This window comes from Pedobacter cryoconitis (assembly GCF_014200595.1).
Lineage (GTDB): Bacteria > Bacteroidota > Bacteroidia > Sphingobacteriales > Sphingobacteriaceae > Pedobacter > Pedobacter cryoconitis_C.
This window is the reverse complement of record NZ_JACHCG010000001.1, coordinates 1,481,572-1,500,902: the sequence shown is the minus strand read 5'-3', so window position 1 is coordinate 1,500,902 and position 19,331 is coordinate 1,481,572. Positions and strand designations below refer to the sequence as shown.

The 19,331-nt window shown below is 43.5% G+C and carries 4 protein-coding genes; 1 reads left to right on the top strand and 3 read right to left on the bottom strand.

What is annotated here, in order from left to right; genetic code table 11:
* Nucleotides 1–82 precede the first annotated feature (82 nt).
* Both HDE70_RS06075 and HDE70_RS06070 read right to left on the bottom strand, forming a co-directional pair.
* The gene (locus tag HDE70_RS06075) at nucleotides 83–9,286 is read right to left on the bottom strand and encodes a neuraminidase-like domain-containing protein (RefSeq protein ID WP_183888741.1); all 9,204 of its coding nucleotides are present in this window, start codon (nucleotides 9,284–9,286) and stop codon (nucleotides 83–85) included.
* Nucleotides 9,287–9,347: 61 nt separating this feature from the next.
* On the bottom strand, nucleotides 9,348–17,030 hold the full coding sequence (locus HDE70_RS06070; RefSeq protein WP_183888739.1) for a SpvB/TcaC N-terminal domain-containing protein: 7,683 nt from the start codon (nucleotides 17,028–17,030) through the stop codon (nucleotides 9,348–9,350).
* A 261-nt stretch (nucleotides 17,031–17,291) separates the two neighbouring features.
* Here HDE70_RS06070 and HDE70_RS06065 point away from each other — a divergent pair, with 261 nt between their 5' ends.
* Entirely contained in the window at nucleotides 17,292–17,942 is a 651-nt protein-coding gene (locus HDE70_RS06065) for a response regulator transcription factor (protein ID WP_183869128.1), read from the top strand.
* A 29-nt stretch (nucleotides 17,943–17,971) separates the two neighbouring features.
* Here the strand turns inward: HDE70_RS06065 and HDE70_RS06060 are convergent, their stop codons facing one another.
* The gene (locus tag HDE70_RS06060) at nucleotides 17,972–19,210 is read right to left on the bottom strand and encodes an MFS transporter (RefSeq protein WP_183869129.1); all 1,239 of its coding nucleotides are present in this window, start codon (nucleotides 19,208–19,210) and stop codon (nucleotides 17,972–17,974) included.
* Nucleotides 19,211–19,331 lie beyond the last annotated feature (121 nt).

Below are 19,331 nucleotides of genomic sequence, written 5' to 3'. Positions count from 1 at the left end.
AAGCATGTCCGGAAAAGAAAAAAGTGTATTTCAGGACTAATTGTACAGGGGTTCTGGCATAGTACCCCTGCAAAAACCCTATCTAAATCCCATATTTCACCACCATAACCAATTCTTCCAGTTTAGCCAGCTGAGCTGCATCTCCAGACAAGATAAACTCAGTGTCCAACTGAATAACAGCACTTTCTGCTTTCAGCAAATTAGAAGATTTAGAGAAATTCAGGTCAGCCCCACCTATCTTCAGCGTATAAGTGCCCGGATCGCCCTTTACCCTGGCCACAAAAATGACCTTGCTGATCGCTGCCGTTAAGGGCTGAACAAAATAGGGCAATTTGAATTTTGCGATCGTGACCGGAGTTGAAGCATTTTTAAGCAGCAGGTTCCAGACATCAGGCATTTCCTGTTTGACATTAATACCTAAATGTAACCCGGTTTCATTCAGCGTCTGACTGATCGCATTTAAACGATCCTTCAAACTTGTCTCTGCTAAACCTTTAAGTACCGATCCACCCTCTCTGGCTGTATATTTTACATGTAAAACAACATCCGTAATCGTGGTATAATCAAACTGCCGGATTGTTCCCGGTAATTCCAGCCGCCAGCTGCTGATCGCCCCCGTACCTTCAAAAGGCAGATACCTTTCATCTTTGAAATTCAATTCAAAGATACCACTATCATTTTGCGCACTACTAGCTGCAATAGACTGAATTGCACCAATATTGAAAACAAAACGGTCGTCATTCCCAGCCGGATCTTCTGTATACCCCGTCCCTGCCAGGTTATTCTGGTTCATATTTTTACGGTACTTGTTTTTAACGAGCGATAATTTAGCACTCACCATAGTATGAGGCCCGGCAATACAAGGCAAACTCACACTCACAGACTTAATCCTTCTGAAATACTGTCCTGCATAATCCAGATCAAACAAAGCTTCGGGCAAATCAAAATCACATACCCCTGTTGCGCGCAGCTGTGCTAAAGCCAGCGGATCCAGCAAACAAACCGAAACATGTTTCGTCAGCTCATATTCCCGTTTATTCTTATCCAGATAACCACATTCCATCCTTTTGAGATCATGAAGCAGTTTATCAGCACTTTGAAGCCCTTTCTTCAAGCTATCCCAATACCCATACTGAATATATGTATCGTCATTCCCCAATTCAAACTGATAACTCTTCTCTGCTTTTTTAGCGAAATCGTGCGCCAGGCTGTAAGCACTGAAATAAACTGAGCTCACCTGTCCGATCATCCAGTCATAAAGCTGTTTATTCGTATATTTCTGATGCATAAAATCATCCGTTTTCTTCGCATTATCAATTTGTATCAAATGATTACGCAAGTCGGTTTCTGCAATCTCCTGCCTGATCTGGGCCGCAGCAATTTGTTTATCCAGAGAATCAAGTTCCTTCGCCGCCAGGGTTTCCTGTAATTTCCAATCCGCAAAACGGCGGTCATAACTACCCGCAGTCGCTGCCCGGTTCGCCTCATAAGAAGCCGCAGAACTCAATACATTCAATACCCCCGCCGCTGCATTTGCAGAATGCGCAAGGAAACTACCTCCCCATTTAACAGCCGCAAGCGGACTTCCGCCAAAACCAGAAGCACCGATATCCAGATCCGGGATTAAAGCCAGGATACCCGCCGTAGCCCCTAAAATCTGGGAAGCCATCTGGTAATCATGAGATTCACTCAGTTTATCCAGGTTTAACTGCTCTTTAGGCGTGATATAACTGATATTCATATAGTAATCATGACGCGCCTGGGTAACCAGTTTCGTTTTCTCCAAAACATCAATCTGTTCCTTAGCTTCATCAATTTGCAGCGTTTTCATGTCCTTTACCGCATTTAAAACACGGATTTCCAGTTCACTTCTCAATAAAGCCATGGCTTCTGCATCTTTCTTTTCTAACGCCTGAAGCAAAGAACTACCCAGGCCCCTGACCTCCTGGGCGAGTTCTGTTGCTTTCTGCGTCAAAACATTAAACCTGTAATAAGGTGCTGGTGCATTCATCCCCGCAAGAATTGAAGAAATATCCATTCCGGAAGCCGCCGCACGGACCAGCATCCCCGGATCAATTGGAGGTGCAAATAAAGCCAGGCTGCGGAATACGCCATCAATATTTTGAGAATTACGGATTTTAAACAACCTGTCAGCTACCTGATCCCAGTAAGTATCCATCTGATCGTTGTCAGGGATACAGAAATATAACATAGACAAGGTAACCGGCGCAGGAGGTAATTCGGCTCCCCCTTCTGGTAAGACCGACAAATCAGGTAAAATATTCTCCAGATTAACCAGCGCATTCCCAAAAGCATCTATATTCGCCTGTAACTGATTGTAAGTTTCATAAGGAGCCTTAATCACTGGCTTAATCACCCTTGGCTTAGGCCCAAGCAGCTTATCGGCCAGAATATACATTTGTGTAGCCTGTGCAATGGCTTCCATCGTATCCTGCCGGAACAGGTAATCACCCCATTCGGTTAAGTTTTCAATATATTTCATCAGCAGTGCTTTCTGATAAGCCACCGGCCTGAACCTGGCTACCACATAAGGCTGAAAAGGGTTGTCCCTCCACTGTGAAATCGCAGCATTCAGTTTAGAAACATCTTCAGTAGAAAACTCTGCCACTTTATATAACAAGTTATCAATCAGCTGTGCAGCGTAATCTGCCTGGTGGGTTTGAAAAAAGGGCTTCGTTACCCAATACTTTTCAGGCGCATTGCCAGCCAGAGCCCCCGTCGGATTAAACATGTAATGGAACCAGCTCATCGCGTCTTCAAATTGCTGATTCTGCGTAAGCTGACAGGCCAGTAAAAACGGGATATGGAAAAACAGCTCCCAGTTATAGCCGCTATAGCTGCCATCACTGCTAAAATCAATATCTTCCACTGGGAAGGTCAGTTTCCTGACCCCATTAGTTTCCAGCAAATAAGTTCTTGGTATCTTAAGCAGATTGGGCTTATAATTTGTCTTGAAATTAAAATCAGACTGCTGTAACTGCGTCTCGCGTTTCATGAGTTCAGGAATTCCCGATTTGTATAAGGTCTTTTTAAGCGGGCAAACCAGCGGGTGGTACATATTCTTGAAAGCTTCACCATATTTAAGGCCTTTATAATTACCAAACTCTGTTTTAATCTTTTGAAACGCATCATCTTTGTTGAGTTCTTTGACTAATTCAACCGGATCGGGTGCAGGTACAGCCTGTAATTTAGCCAGGTATTTTTTGCCAAGGGCGATGATTTCCTCCATAAGGGTCAGCACATCAGAAACTGTCCGCTGTAAAACAACAGGCCCGGTTTCATCTTTTGACAGGTGATAAAATCCAGGGACGATCACATAGGCATGGTTACTATCTTCCATAAAGTACGGCAACAAAGTACCCATTGCCCCTTTAAACCTGCCTTTTCTGCCTACTGCACTTTCTGCCCTGTATCCTCCGTTAATTCCGGAGAAGATCAGCTCAAATAACATGACTAAAAAATCGATATAAGTAAACTGTGCAGGGTAAGTGAGTCGGAAAGTTCCGGGTGTTACGCCAAGCAATTCCATAAATTCGGTCATAGAAAAAGCATTCATCACGGCCAGGTGATCTACTTCAGGTGCATTTTCGCTCCTTTCGTTATAACGCTGCAAACTCAGTTTGGTATTGTCAAAGTCAGGGTAAAAATCCGGCAAATCTATAGGATCAAAGTCCTTTACCAGCTCAGGATAACCTTTACAACCTGCCACATTGAATATACCATCCAATCTATGCTGATTGGAGTCGCCATTGTCATTGGTACTGAAAAACCAGATCTGATCTATAGCTTCCACATACATCATGTTATATAAATCCTGTGACACGGTATTCAGGGCATAATTTCCGGGGCCGGCCGGATTTTCAATCGCGTCTTTGGATATCTTTTTAGGCTGCCACTTTTTATTGGCAAACTCACTGATAGCAAGTTGTATTTTTGATTTTTTATTCGGCTTGCCCGGTACAGTGCCCCCGCCGGAACCGCCTGGCACAGAGATCGTATCTTTCATTTCGGCCTCATCGCTAAAAATTGGCCAGGCCAGACAAAGCCGGTTATTCCGCATAAAAGCAAGCAGCTGATCTGAAGTAATATCAAGTTCTACCTTCTCCCATGGCGTCCAGGAGCGCTCCTGCTCGAACCTGCGGTAGTAATAAATTGCCGGATCACCGCCTTTAGTACGTCCAAAAACGTGCATAGTTTTGATATCGGCCTGATACCAGCTGGCCACGATTTCCAAAAAGGCAATGTTATCTAATTTTTCCAGATAGTTGATCAGCCCTGCTTCGGCTGTATCATTGTTCAGCTCATCCTGTAACAATTCACTTTCCAGTTCTTCGAACATAAACGACTTGTCATCACGCAATTCTGCTTCCATCCAGTTTTCAGGATACAGGAATATTTTACGGTTTGCTTCCCAAACCCGGTAATTCTTCATCCACTTCCATTGATCCCAGCTTGGATCATCATCCAGATTTGCCGCACATTTTGGCTCCAGCCCCATTAAACAGCGTTGTACAAAAAGCTGTATCGTATTGTGTGCTAATACGATCCGCGAAGAAGAAACCAGAGATTCCATTTCCACATCAACCAGAAAATAATCATAAAGGTCATTTTCATCCTTTAAATCAGGATTAATGGCTAATAAATACGCAACCAGTGCATCTCTTTTCTGAGGCCTGATCGCGTCAGTAATCTCTTTCAAAGTATCTGACCATGTATTTTCATCATACCTGGCTTTAAGTGCCATTCTGAGCTGCGTGGTGTCTACATCAGTTAAAACAGGTTTGATAAAAGCAATAACCTGGCTTACCGTAGTCCCTAATGTGCGCAGGTATTCGGCATTGGTGATTAACGCCTGCCAGGTTTTTGAAGATTTATAAGCGTCCGGATTAAAGGCAACAAACATCCTGGCATCTATAGCTGTTACATCAGAGGATTGATAACCAGTGAGTAAAGCCACCGTTTGCAGCCATAGGGTCTGACTCGTGGTATTACCGGGCAGCAGTAACTCCATAGTCTGCTGAAAGGTAAGCGGGTTTTCTGCATCCGCAGGATCAGGGACAGGGCTTAAAGCATTTGCCAGATTCAATATGCCGATAAAATCAGCATATAAAGCGAAGTCTACAGGGTTCAGCGTACTTGTATAAGGGATTCCGTCACATACAAACCATCCTAAATCAGCCGCATTTTCAAAATACCACGCCGTAGTTGGCGCATCCAGCTGAAATGAATTGATCAGCGGGATCATTTTATGCAATAACCGGAGCGCCGAAAACTGATCCGCTGCGTTTATACTGGTAATCGGAGCTGCCAGATTAATAAAACTATCAGCTGATAACAGGTCTTTGAGCATGGCTGTACCCGGCGCAGGTTGTCTCAACAAGGCGTAATTCAAAATCACCTGCGAAAGATCTTCCGGGGCTTTGAAGGTCTGCATCAGGCATTGTGTTAAAGTAGTCAGCTTTCCAGCAGTTATAAAATAGACAGAAATTGCATCAAAAAACGACTTCAGCAAGGTTTTCTGAACTGCCGGAAAAGTAGCTGCTGTAGCTGCCGCGAGGTCATCTATACTGGCTTTAATCGCAGTAGTATCAAAGCCTTCTCTTTTGATACCTGCAACCGGATCAAGATAAGCCAGATGATCATCGGCAAATGTTTTGGCCGCAGCTGGTGAAACCCAATCCGCATCCAGAAATCCCATCAATGTTTTAACCGTATCTTGTTCTACATTGGCTAATCCGGCAAATTGATTTTGTAAAGCTTCTCTTTGTTCATCAGTTTCCAGGCCATCAATATAGAGCGACTGATTGTCTGTAAGAACTTTTCCCAGATCAGTTTGTAACTGTGTCAATACGGCTATAATCCGGTCTTCTTTCAGTTCCCGGTCCACCAGGTCTGTAGCCTCATGTTTCAGCATAAAAAGCAGATCCGCAGGACGCTGAGGATAAGATCTGAAAGCCATAACCTGCTGAATGAATTGCAGTAAGACAGCCGGATCTGTAGCATAACTCAATCCGGATAATTCATTGATCGCTTCAAAGTCAGTACGTTTCAAACTTAATTTTTGCAGCATTCTGGCTATCGAATACAGCACACTCAGATTTTTGAAATTCAACAAACCATCGGGTGTAAACTGTGTTAGCGCATCAAAATCATCTCCCGATAATTGCAGACAAACTGATAAACTATCTTTGTATAGAGACAATAAAGCAGTACCTGTAATCGTATCTGCCAATAACTGATCATCTGCAAAACCATTTTTAGCTTTATTCAGAAAGACCTGGTAAAACAATGGCAGCGGACTCTCCTGTGTACGTATTTCATAAGCGATCTCTCCGAAGAAACCTACAAGTTCTTCCACCTTAATACCACTTAATACCGAAATACTGTTCAGCTCAGCCAGCTTTAATAACGTTTCCTGAAGATCGTCCGCGCCAAGGTTCGGTTGAGAAATGATTTCATCCAGTAACTCAAATTTCAACCCTGTTTTTTTCTGTAATCTTAAGAAACGGTGAATGCGGTCTAAAGCAACATCATCCAGGTTAGCAATTATCTTTTTCGTGGTATCACAAGTCAGATCCAGATTTTGAACAAATAGTTTTTGATCCGGATCTATAAATTCCAGTGTCAGCAATACAGTTAATTCCTGGAAGCTCAGCCCTGTTTTAGTCAGGAACACATCCACATTGTTCATTTCTGAGGAGGCATTGGCAGCGGTGGTATTCCAGTAACTCTGCTGTTTACCGGTCGCAGCATTACTAATTAAATCTTTTTCCGCATCGGTTAAACCCAGCATTTCTGTGGCAATCGCCAGATCTGAAGGGCTGGCTGCGCTTTGAAAAGCTTTCATCAGTTCAGACCGGTCTACCCCAAAGCGGGAGAAATAGGCTTTGGCCGAAGTCAGGTTCAGATCAAAAGGAAGTTCAAAAGCATAGAAACTGGTTTGCAATGTTTTATATGCGTTCACATTAACATAAGCTGGAGTTGAAGCCAGCTCTTCGGCAGGAGAAAATGTTTGACGTAAGTTGTGAATCATGTACTTAATGCCTCCCAATGGCACAACTTTAAAAACTACTTTTTGATCCCGCAGGTAAAAAGGCTGATCAGGAAGCGTTCCCTCTGTTTTAAAAATAAGCGCCTGATCAGTCACCGGAAAATTGCAAGGTGTATCGGTAACAACTGAAGTCACCGGATCAGTGAAAGAGGTTTTGGCCGACAATAGTGTATGGAGCAATGCAGCTGAGATTTTTCCTTTAAGCGGATCCGGCCCATCAGAAAGTACACCAGTATAAGGAATGCCCGGATCTGGCGAAATAGCTTCTTCTAATAACTCACAAACCAAATCAATATAAGGAACAGGGGTCATTGCATTTTCACAGCCCAGATCAATATCCCCTATATCCGGACGGCGCTCAAACAGTACTTCTTTAGCAGACAGGTTAGTAGCTGGCAAAGTAAGATCGGTAACCATTCTGTTTTGCAGAAACTGTAAAACCTCTACCATATAGGCCGCAGGGCTATAAACCGACCTGCATTCATCACAGGTACAAACATCAGCGGTATAAAATAAAGTCTTCAGGTTTGGAAAATCTTTGCTGACCGCCTCTATTTTCAGGCTCAGCGATTTCATTTCCATAGCCGGGATATCTTTAGCACTCATCACATCATGCAGTTCGCCAGCCATCAGCATGGCCGCAGTATTGACTGTTTCTGCCTTTTTATAAATTGCTTTGGCCTCTACAGGGTCTATTCCTGCTTTAGGAGCTATATCCTTCACAAAACGTGATTTTCCAGCTAAAGTAATACTTTGTGCAGAATGGATGTTTTGCGCCAATAGCCCATTCGTTTTACTGTAGTGCGGCACGAGTTTAAAAACCCGCTGAACTGCTTTCAATTCATCACGGAGCGGATTATTCTGTGCATCTGCCATTTTCTGCTGTTTGAAATGCAGATCAATATTGCTTTGCTGTAAATCAAAATCCGGCTGGGTTTTAAAAAACTCCTGGATTTTTGCCTGGTTCCGGTAAGGTGTTTTTGTCGCTCTTGCTACCTGTGCCGCAAAAGCAACTCCCGGATATTGCTTTTCGAAATTCCGGGCAAGAGCCGAAGCTTGCAGATCAAGGATCTGTTTTTCAGTACCCTGATCTTTAACCCCCGGTTGTTTGACCAGAATAGCCCGCCAGTCCGCTTTATTCAGCGCTGCCAGATTTTTAACATCTTCTTCGGACTTAATATTTTCTGCTTTTTTAACGCGGTCTATCAGCTCGATATTCAAGCCTAACAGCTGAGCCAGTTTAACCGCAGTTTTTGCATCAATAGACTGATTGCTGCTCTCAAAGAAACTTTTTGCTGTCAGCTCATCGACCAAACCATTCAGGTTGTTCCTGTTCGCTTTAAAAATCTGCCCGATTTCAGACAAGCGGCTATCCAGCACATAACTTTTCAATAACAGGAAGACTTTACCGGCATATTCATTTTGATAATAATCTTCACCTCTTTTTTTATACTGCTGAAGGATTTCCTGATAACTATCCAATTCTTTCAGCGTCTTTCCGGCGATCAGCTTCTCTTTGACCGCCTCTCCAACATCCTTTTTGATAGTTTTCGGATCAACTAAAGCAGCATCGTAAAGTAAAGGCAGAATTTCCGTATTCAGGTCTACGGCCACACGCGCCTGAAAAGAATTGATCAGGTCATTTTTCAATAAGGTATTCTTACGCAGCAGGGCATAAAAGAAAGGCGCGTCTATTTTTGATAACTCCTGAAGCCGCTGTGCTATCGCAAGGTGTGTGATTTTTTCAGCCGGCACACTCATTTCCCTGGAAAGGAACGAAATATCCTGGTTGTTATCATTTTCCTGTAAATCGGCAAGCTTCACTTTATCCGCCAGAAATGATACTTCTTTATATAAAAAATCGTATTCAATGAATTCCGGTTCAATAATACCTTTGATGACTATATTAATTTCTTCTGACGGGGAGGCATTAAACCTGGTTTCGGCTACAGTAGCGGCATAGAGTACGGTTTTTTTCTCCCTGCTCACCACCTTCATCGATAAATCGGCCTCTTTAATACCCCGCCCGCTTAACTGCTCATGCTTCCAGTTAATTTTATAACTGCCATCCTGCGCGGTTATACATTCGCCCAGCAACTCTTCTGATCGCATATCACGGTCATAAGCTTGTACCAGCAGGTTGGCTAAGGGCTGATTAGATTGATTAGTTATTTTACCAAATACAATATTAATTACCTCGTTTAAAATTGCCATGATGAATTCCTTTATGTTTAATTTTTATATTATTCCTGTTATCTTATTTTCAATTTTAACCTTAAAGCGACCATAAGTAAAGTCCCCCTGCTACCAATGCGCCTACTCCGGCTCCTACAGCAGTTCCGACACCAGGGATAACTGATCCGATCGCGGCTCCGGTCAATACCGCTGCACCTAAACCCAGTCCATCGGCAGTTGACCTGCTTGCTCCGGCTTCAGAAGCCACAGCCCGGACAATATGCCCTGTTCCTGCCCCAATCACGGCAACCCCGGCAACTACTGGTAGAGCTTCTGCGGTGGCCAGTAAAGGTGCCGCCAGCGGCGCTGTAGTGGCAGTCATTAAGGATGCGCCTGCTGCGCCTGTCAAGACCACTTCGGCTTCGGCCACAAATGGAACTGCACGTCCAACTGCACCGACCACACTGGTACCAACTCCTCCGCCTCCCATCGGAACGCTTCTTCCACTTCTGCCTCCGCCTCCGCCAGATGGCGCCCTTGGCGGGGTGGCAGCTCTTGGCGGTGTGACCGGACGCGGTGGTGCTACCGGAGGCCGTGGTGGCGCAGCTGGTCTTGGCGGGGCATTAAAGTCAAAAGACAACTGTTCCATTGGTGCAGGTGGCGTTACGGGTGTTACCGGAGCGCCAGTTCCTGAAGCCGGCGGAACCGTAATCAGTGGTGGCGGTGTTGGCGGCGCTGCGGTCAGCCTGCCAATCACCGGGAGCCTTGGATCTCTTAGTGCAGGAGGCAAAGCAATAGCCGGGTATCTCGTCCCTTTGGAAGCGATACCTGCGGGAGTTAAATCAAGATCATCAGTTCTGGTAAAACCACCTGCCCCTCTTACAGCTGCCGCCATTGCTCTTACTGCACCACCGCCGTCACTTCTATTAGGCCCGGCCAGCTGAGGCCCCACAGGCGATCTTTCGCCCGCTCTGAGTAAAACAAAAGGTTTCCCCATGTGCCCGACATCTACTTCGCTGGTATAATCAGAAGTCCAGATCCGGTATACTCCGGTCATTGTCGCTCTGAGTTCAGGAGAAATCCCCCGGGCACTGTAAGTCGCAGTGACTTCGGTATGGTAAACCCGGCTTTCCCAAAAATTTATTTGCACAGGATCGGACTGTGTACCGGTCTGGTCATTATACCGGATCGGATTATTCCGGGTATAAGCATATAAATTCACCCCGTCTTTAAGCCCTGCTGCATCGACATTCAGCCATCGCCCCAGCCAGGGCAGCTCATAACGCGAACTATGATAAGAAAGCCCGCTCTCTTCATCGCGCTCCATCCCGGTATAGCGATAACGTTTGGCTGCAGCTTTGACAGTGGCATTTTTTGCCTGGTAAGCCGTTGTTCCAAAAGGATGATATTCTTCATAACTGATCAGCTGCGCCGTAGCATCCAGTTCCATACTCGCAGAACCGGTATGGTTATGCAACTGATAACGCACCAGGTGTTTTTCTGTTCCATCGTCTATCGCATTCCGGCTTTCGGCCATCACAAAGCGGTTTCCCTGGTCAATCAGGCTTAAGCTTCTGCGTTCCAGCCCGGCATTTGTACCAGTCACTTTACGGTAAAGCTCATAACCGGAATTGTAAATACGTTCTTCTTTAACTGTAGGTGTATTTCCAGGATCAGCTTCATTTTCGGTAATTTTCCGGACCCGCTGTCCCTGCCCATCATATTGGTAATAAGTAGTTTCGGCAGTGCCTCCATCCAGTCTTTTCTGACGGACAGTTTTGATAAGCTCTTCTTTAAAGCTCCAGCCCATTTCTTCCAGGTGGGGCATTCCGAGGATAAAGCCGTGTTCAGGATGATGGGTATACGCATAGGTACTGGCTCCTATTTTTGTACTGTTCAGCCTGTTATTACCTGTCCCATATTGGTAAGTCCTCGTCCAGCTGTTGCCTGTAGCCACGTGCTGTACCTGCTGGATATTCCCCACTTTATCATACTGATAACTTTGTGTATAATTACGGACAGCCATCGGATCTCCGGGGTTTGCAGTCTGCATAAAAGCAATATCATTCCAGTTATCTTTATTCGTATAAACCAGCGCGGCATCGTTTTCACGGCCTTTAGCATTCACCAATTGATATAAAGCATCATAAATATATTCAGACATCCCGGTCACTTTCTGGTTATTAAAAAATACAACCGGAATATTCTGGTCTTTAATAAAAGCCACATTTCCTACCGGATCGTAGCTATAAGTCCAGTCTTGTAATGGATCATTATTTTGTCTTTTACTTTCCAGCCGGTTGAGCCGGAAGGTTTCCCGGTCATAGTAAAACCGGGTGATGACGTCATTCCCATAAATAATTTTACTGCGCTGCCCCTTTTCATTGTAATCAATATCCTTGATATAAGTGGTGGTGATCACCGGGTCTGTATGCGCGACCGTCTCTGAATTTAACAGCCCGGCTTCATTATAAGCAGGTGTAATGACACTTCCATCGGGCGCAGTTTGTTTAGAAATCCTGCCCAGTGCATCCAGTTCGGTTGTAAAAGTATAGCTGTCAGTTTCCAGGTTTGAAACCAGGTTCCCGTCAATCCAGTTAGCAACCTGCTTATAATATTTAAAGAGTGTTCTGTTAGTTGAAACAGGTTTCCCTTTAAAGTCATATGCTGGAGTATCTATTAAACCACCTGTATCATAACGTTTGATTATCTGACCTTTAAGATTTTTAACCTTAGCATTAAGAACAGTATCTCCATAAAAAAACCGCTCAAAGATGTTATCCAGTGCAACTGCGCCATCCCCGCCAAGGATCTTACTATAGTCAGACCGGTGCATGATGTCATAGTAATATTGAAACTCATGGTTCCGTTCATCCCAGGTCCTTAAAGGTTTCCCTGTAATATCCTGAATCAGCCAGCGCTTACCTGCATCGGTACTGTCCTGATAAACGAGATTACCGAGCATGTTATATTTATACTGCATCAGCAGGTTATCTCTGCTATCAATTACTCCCCGCTGATTTCCTTCTGCATCCAGTATGGCCCGCGTCTGGGAAAACACATCTGCGGCAGTACTCAGGTCTTTGTTATGTGCGATAGCTAATACTGGTCTGCCCATCGTATCAAAATGCTGTACAGCAGGTGTATTGGCATGTTTAACTGCCTGATCGGCGACTTGTTTTTCCAGTGCCGGATCTTTGCCATCGGCAATGAGTTCTGCATTGATCAGCCCGTTATGCCGGTTTAAATACCATGGAGAATCCAATAAAGTGTCATTCTGATCCCAGGAGAGCTGTTTCCAGGAAGTATATTCAACTTTAGAATAACTTTCATCCGGTAGTACAGTCTTGATAATCCTGCCCGGCGCGTCATAATATAAGGTGGAGGTCACTCCTGTTTCTATGAGTTCCTTCAAATCTTCATATTGAAAGCTGACAGAGAAATAAGGTTCATATTGCTGAACTGCATTTCCTTTATTGTTTAATACTGTCCGGCCGTTTCCTATCCAGCGGAGTTGTGGTGGTGTTAAAGAGCTGGTATCTATCGTAGTCACCGTATAAGAATCATCAGGCTGTACCACCACTTGCCTGGCCAGACCGGGTTCTGCTTGTGTCTTTTTCAGCATCACCTGCCCCAGTCCATTGGTATACTCAAAACTAAGCTGGACGGGTGAATGGTTATTTTTCTGAAAGTGTTCTTCTCTGGATATGGAAGCAATCACCGCAGGTTTACCTTTGGTCACGTAGCTATGGAAATCCAGTACATAACAGGTGGTAGCATGCTGCAATAAGTCTTTACCGTTTTGCACGAGTTGTACGGAATCAGCGGAGTTAAAAAAGTTTGCTTTGAGCGTATTTTCTGCGGTTGTCGTAAATGCATGGAGGCCGGTCAAATCATCGGCTTCTGTACCTTTTCCATAAAGTGCAACTGCTTTGACAAAACCAAGCTCATCGCTGAGCACCTCAGAAAGATTATCATTAATATCTTTTAACTTGCCGGGACTCAGTGTTCTATAGTTGAATTGATCAATTGATGCTTTATTACCAATAGCGTCTTCTATTTCCTGAATAAATAAAATATAATTACTATCATATTTCACTTTGGTTGTTGCACCATAAGGATCGGTAAAGGAAACGGGCATATAAAAACGGCTTTGAGCTGCCGGAAGAGTTTCTGTACCTGTGATATAATCAGAAGTCCCTGACCTGATCCACCAGTTGGCATCTCCTTCACTGTGACAGAATTTACCTTCGAGCATTAAGGCTGCATCCACCCGGGTGCCAAATAGATCAGTGACCAATGCGGGCGTATAAGCCAGCTGATAATTTTCATAAGAAAACCCTTTTGAATCGAGTGTATGCAGCGTTAATGCTGTAGTCAGGTTATTACTTCTGTAAATCGTCCTGATTTGTTCAATTAATCTTTTCTGTGTAGTTCCGGGCGCAGGGGCCGCATCAATTTGCTGATAGGCAACCTCGGTTGCTGTATTTAATACCTGGTCAAAATCTGCTGGCTGATAATAAAACCCTGTTTTACTTAAGCCCTTGATTTCATAGGTGGCCGCTTCTGATGGCATCCGCAAACGGTAATCTGTAGCGGTGATCATATCATTGGTATATTGATTGGCTAAATACGTAAGCAGAGACTGCTGCTGAAGCTGCTGAATATCAAAAGGAAGCGTTGAATCTGTCAGTATCCTTGGGTAAACTACAGAGGCAGAATCCAGTACATTGCCATATTCGTCAAAACTTAAACTCAGTTTGTGCAATATCCTTGGATCTGAGGTATCCTGTTCATAATTGTAGGTCACTCCTTCGCTTTCCTTAACGATAAAAACTGCGTAAGGGTTCTGACCTTTAGGTTGCAGCAATTCAATATTACAATTGTGCGTGCTTACGGTATAAGGGGTTAATTGTTTTTGAAGCTGATCATTAGTCGCACCGGACAATGGTGCGTCCAGTGCAAATACTTCGGTACGCAAAGCCATCCCTTTACACGCTCTTGCTGCCTGCCGCCATTCCTCAGGGCTCAAATATTGCAGGATTGAAGCATCCAGATTTGGGGCAAGGGTAACCTGTGCTTCTGGCAGCATACGTTCGTGCTGGGTAACAGAATAACCGTTGCGGCTCATTTCTTCGTACCAGTATTCATGGGCAAACTGGTTCAGCATGCTGGCTCTGCCGGTAAATGCACCGGTATGGCTCCAGGAATTCGTTTTTACCGGGTCCTGATGTAAATCCTGAGCGGTGATATTGCTCGCCCCCGTTTTTACCCAATCCTGAAATTGTTCGGTATCGGTCTGTACGACCTTTCCAAATCCTCTGAATTCCTTTTCTGCATGGTCGAAATAACCATGGTGGTAGTCATAGGTACTGATTTGCAAAAAGCCTGAAATCTGGTCACGGGTTTCGGTTCTGGATAAGCAGTGAACCGGGAAATGCAGTTTGGTAACCCATGGTCTTCCCGCAAGCTTATCTTCCAGGTAAAATTTCGTAGAAGGTGTATATTCCAGTGTGACCTCTTTCCCCAGGTTATTTTTATAACTGGTAAGGATATTGGGCTTTTTACTGTTCATCAGGTCAATGTATTTTAAAGGAGCCTCAGCATCTTTAGCCAGGCTGCTTGACCAGACAATACAAGCTACCCCATTGCCTAATAAATCAATAGCCGTGACTTTAGCCAGGTTGCTGATTTCCGGAAAAGGATCTATCGTAACCGGCGTTGTGCTAAAACTATTGCCATTCAGGTTCAGCCAGCAGCGGAAACTTTGCTGACCGAGATAAATAAGGTCAGTGGTACCAGACCCGTCTATGTCTGTCAGTTTTATTAAAGCAGGGTTAAAAGCGTCCGGATAATCAAAAAAGGGTGCATTGCCCATCGTGATCTTTGCACCAAATTTTCCGTAACCTAAGTTTGGCCAGTAACAGACTTCCCCATTGCGGATACGCACAAGATCTGTTAAGCCATCACCCTGCATATCAGCCAGGAAAATGGTTTGTTCAGCTTCAGCAAACAGAATATGCGGCCCGCTTTCTTCATCAAAGGGCTTAAATACTTTATGGATACAGCTAAACCCTTCCCTTCCTGAAGACTCATACCATGTAAAAACCTGCTCTTCTGTAATCAGCACATCCGGCCTGCCATCTCCATTTAAATCGAGCATCCTGGCATTGGGGTCTTTCATATCAATGTTAGGCAGCGTCTGAAAATACCGGAATGGCTGCCATTCATCTTCTTCACTCAATTCAAAATATCCTCTGGGCTGATTGTTATAGCTGACCACCTGCCGGCCTCCGTCTGCATCGAGGTCTGTAATTTGCAATTGATTATTTAATCCACTAAAAGACGGCTTTGGGGCAACCAGACGTGCATTTTCAAAATTGCCATCTCCAAGGTTCCGCTTATAGTGCCAGCCGTTCCCTTGTTCAGTCAGTATTCCTGACAGGCCTTCATTGAATAAATCTGTAAACTGATACTGTTGTTCATCCAAACCTGAGGGGGCATGAACCAGCGCTTCGGGAGAGAGTATTTTGATCTCTTTATTCCACTCATGTTCCTGGTAAGTGAATTCCATCGCCGGTAAATACTGGCTGGTATAAGTACCATCGGTTTGTTTGATATACCCGAAAGCCGTGATGGCATTTAAAAAAGTGAAACCTTGTGCTGTGCTGGTATTGTAATCGAAATTCAGAGATTTGACCAATGTGCGTTGTCCGGAAATGGTATCGGTCAATTCTTCGAAATAATGGAACAGCAGCACTCTTTTACAAAGCCTGGTTGTTCTGATCTCGAAACCCGTTTTGTAAGCGGAAAAGGCATCGGCACGGAAATCCCAATCCTGAATAACCTGATAAGGTGCGTTGGTATCGTATTCTCCGTAGTCGAAAACGGTCTGGAATATAAAATCTGTTTCGGCAGGATATGCATCTCCAAAGGCTATATAAGGTGTTTTATTACCATATAAAACCTTTTCCAGGTATAAGTTTGTGTAAGTTATTTTTCCTGCTTTTAAACGGTTGGTATGCTGGATGAGCTGCGGATCAAAACCCAGTTCGTCTTCTTTTTTATAACTGTACCGGATACAGTTCCCTTTATCATCAAAGACAAATTCAGGCAGCCATTCGCTGATCTTGTTTTCATCGCCGGGATCGGCAATTCTTGAATTTACACTCCAGCCGAATAAAGTAGTCACATTTGTTTTTGTGGTTACTCTCCAATGAATTTCAGGGCCGGTTTTAGCAGTCCAGCGCTCTATTCTTGCAAATAAGCCTTCTATGCGGGGACGGTAATACCGGACCGTGAATAAATGATCTGCGGAGTCTTTTTCATCAATGATATACTGACCTGCGGGGTCTTTCATAAAATCTCCGGTCAGGTCTTTTTTAAAGACAGGAACCAGATCTTCTGCATCAGAGAAAAGGAAGACATCAGAGTCCGCCAGGTCATCGTACCGAGGCAGTTTCTTATCCGTTCTCCTTTTGATCGCAGGCAGGTTTATAGTCCAGCCGAGTCCAAAAACCCCATTTCCGGCGCCAGAGCTATACGTTAAATTCAAAGCGGGTGAATTACCCCTTGCACTGGAAAAAGGAAGGGGCACAGAAAAAGAGGCAGTACCATTCAGGGCATTGACCGAGAATTTTTCATCGATACCTTTAATCGCCCCGCCCCCTTTGGGCAAGTTAATCGAAGGGATCTCTATCGCATTGGATTTTGTTTTACCACCTTCAGTATTCAGGAATTGCTTGTCTGATTTATTCTTTGATTCAAATTCATCATGTTTCATCGGGATCAACTTATTTTGAACATATCAATTTCATGGCTGGATCTTCTACAAATTGCATGACCTAAATTCGAATATTGGCTGCTTTATTTCAAGGTGGATAATACGGAATCGGGAGTGTTCAATTACGGATTTCAAAATACGTGCTACCACGGCAGGCTTACCGTGATTCTACGTAAACCAGGATTAAAAATTTGATACTTTATAAGAATTGAATTATATTTATTATTCGGGTTTATATCAAATTATAATTTTCTCTCTCTTATGATACCGCTAAAAATTGCAATCGCTGATGATCAGAAAATCTTCAGGAAAGGATTAACAGCAATAGTCAATGATATCAAAGAATTTGATCTTGTCTTTGAAACAGGAAATGGTTTTGATCTGCTCCATCAATTGTCCTCTAAAAAGCCGGACGTGATCATTATAGATATCAAATTGCCTGGCCTGGATGATTTAAAGATGCTTGATTATATCAAAGCGAATTTTGAAAATATCAAAATACTGATGCTGTCTACTATTGATGAAGGCCAGTATATTATCAAAGTGATGAAAGCGGGTGCAAGTGGCTATCTGTTAAAAGATTCAGAGCCTGAGGAAATTATTATGGCTATCCGTGAAGTGTATGAAAAGGGCTTTTATTTCAATAAACACTTATCGATTACTTTAATCAAAGAGTTATTAGTCCAGCCGCCTGCAACGATTGGCAGCAAAGAAGCGATGTTGAATGACCGGGAAATTGATATACTCAAACTGATTTGTGAGGAAAGCACCAATATAGAAATTGCGAAGAAGCTCTTTCTGAGTGTACGGACTGTAGAAGGTTACCGGACTAAGTTGTTTGAAAAAATAGGCTCAAAGAAGATCGCCGGACTCGTTATTTATGCCGTAAAAAACGGGATCATTCATGTTTAAGCAAAAGATCCCGTTCTGTTTTTTCACTGCTATGCAGTCTGTGCTACTGCTTGATTTGCAGCTTTTCTATTGAGATTAGCAATAATCAGCATAATCACTACAGATAGCCCGATCAGGATCAAATAGCTATAACTCAGATTTGTTTCGTCTTTTGCGGGTACAACATTTACAATTCCATAACTCAGGAAAGAAACAATGACATAAGTGATCCCGCCGGTAAGCCCGCCAGCAATACCTGCATTCTTTGGAAACTTACCTAAACAGAAGGTGAAATAGTTATTAAAGGTATAACCTGCACCTACGTGGATAATGAAAGCAAAAAACAGCATCGAGTATAAGTTGCTGATAAAGTTCAGGCTGATGATCATCACAGTCACAAAAGCAACCTGCAAGCCTATATTAACGGCAAGCCTTCTGAAAAAAGGCTTGTTAATTGTCGCTTTACCAATAAATCCGCCGACCATCCATGCAAAACCTAAAAACAGGGAACTATAACCTGCAATAATAGGTGAAAGCTGTAAATGATGCTCAATGATAAACGGGCCCGTCATATTATAAATCATCACCATACAGTAAGCTAATCCAAGCATCACAATTCCCAGTGTAAAACTGGCAGTTTTGATCATCGTCGTATAGATATTTAAAATATTACGGAAACGGAATTCGGTAAAGTGAACCAGGCTTTCTCCGCTATAAATCATTTCCAGTACCAGCAAAACCAGTGCGAAACCACCTAAAAAGTAAAAGTTAGATTCCCAACCAAAGGCTGCTTGTAAATAACCGCCTATAAAAGGGGCTACAATCGGGCCTGTAGACCAGATAATAGAGAAAAGACTTAAATAGTGTTTGAGTTTATCTCCCGAAAATACATCGACAAAATAAGCACGTTTAGCTACGATAATCGCACCAACGGTTAATCCATGGATCACCCGCATCAGGTAAATCAGATAGATATTATGTGTGGTAGCAATCGTGAAACTTGCCAGTGCAAAAATCACCAGGGAAATCAAAGAGATTTTATAGCGCCCAAAACTATCCAGGACACTCCCGATAAAGAGCTGAGAAACACCATAACTGATCAGAAAGATACTTAGGGTAAGCTGCACCTGAATACTGCTTACATTCATTTCCCCAGCCATAGTAGGTAAAGAAGGAATATAGATATCAGTCGCAAAGCCAGATAGAGGGAGTAATGCAAAAGCTAACAGGGTGGCTATTCCCTGGTTTTGATCTTTAATAGCTTTCGATTTGGAGGTAATCGTTATCATAATGGTACAAAATTACCACTTTAGCAACTCCTGCAATTACAATAATCAAATAAATGATTACACAATTCAATGATGGTATATTAAATTATCATTAATAATACAGTTCAGGTAGCACTAAACA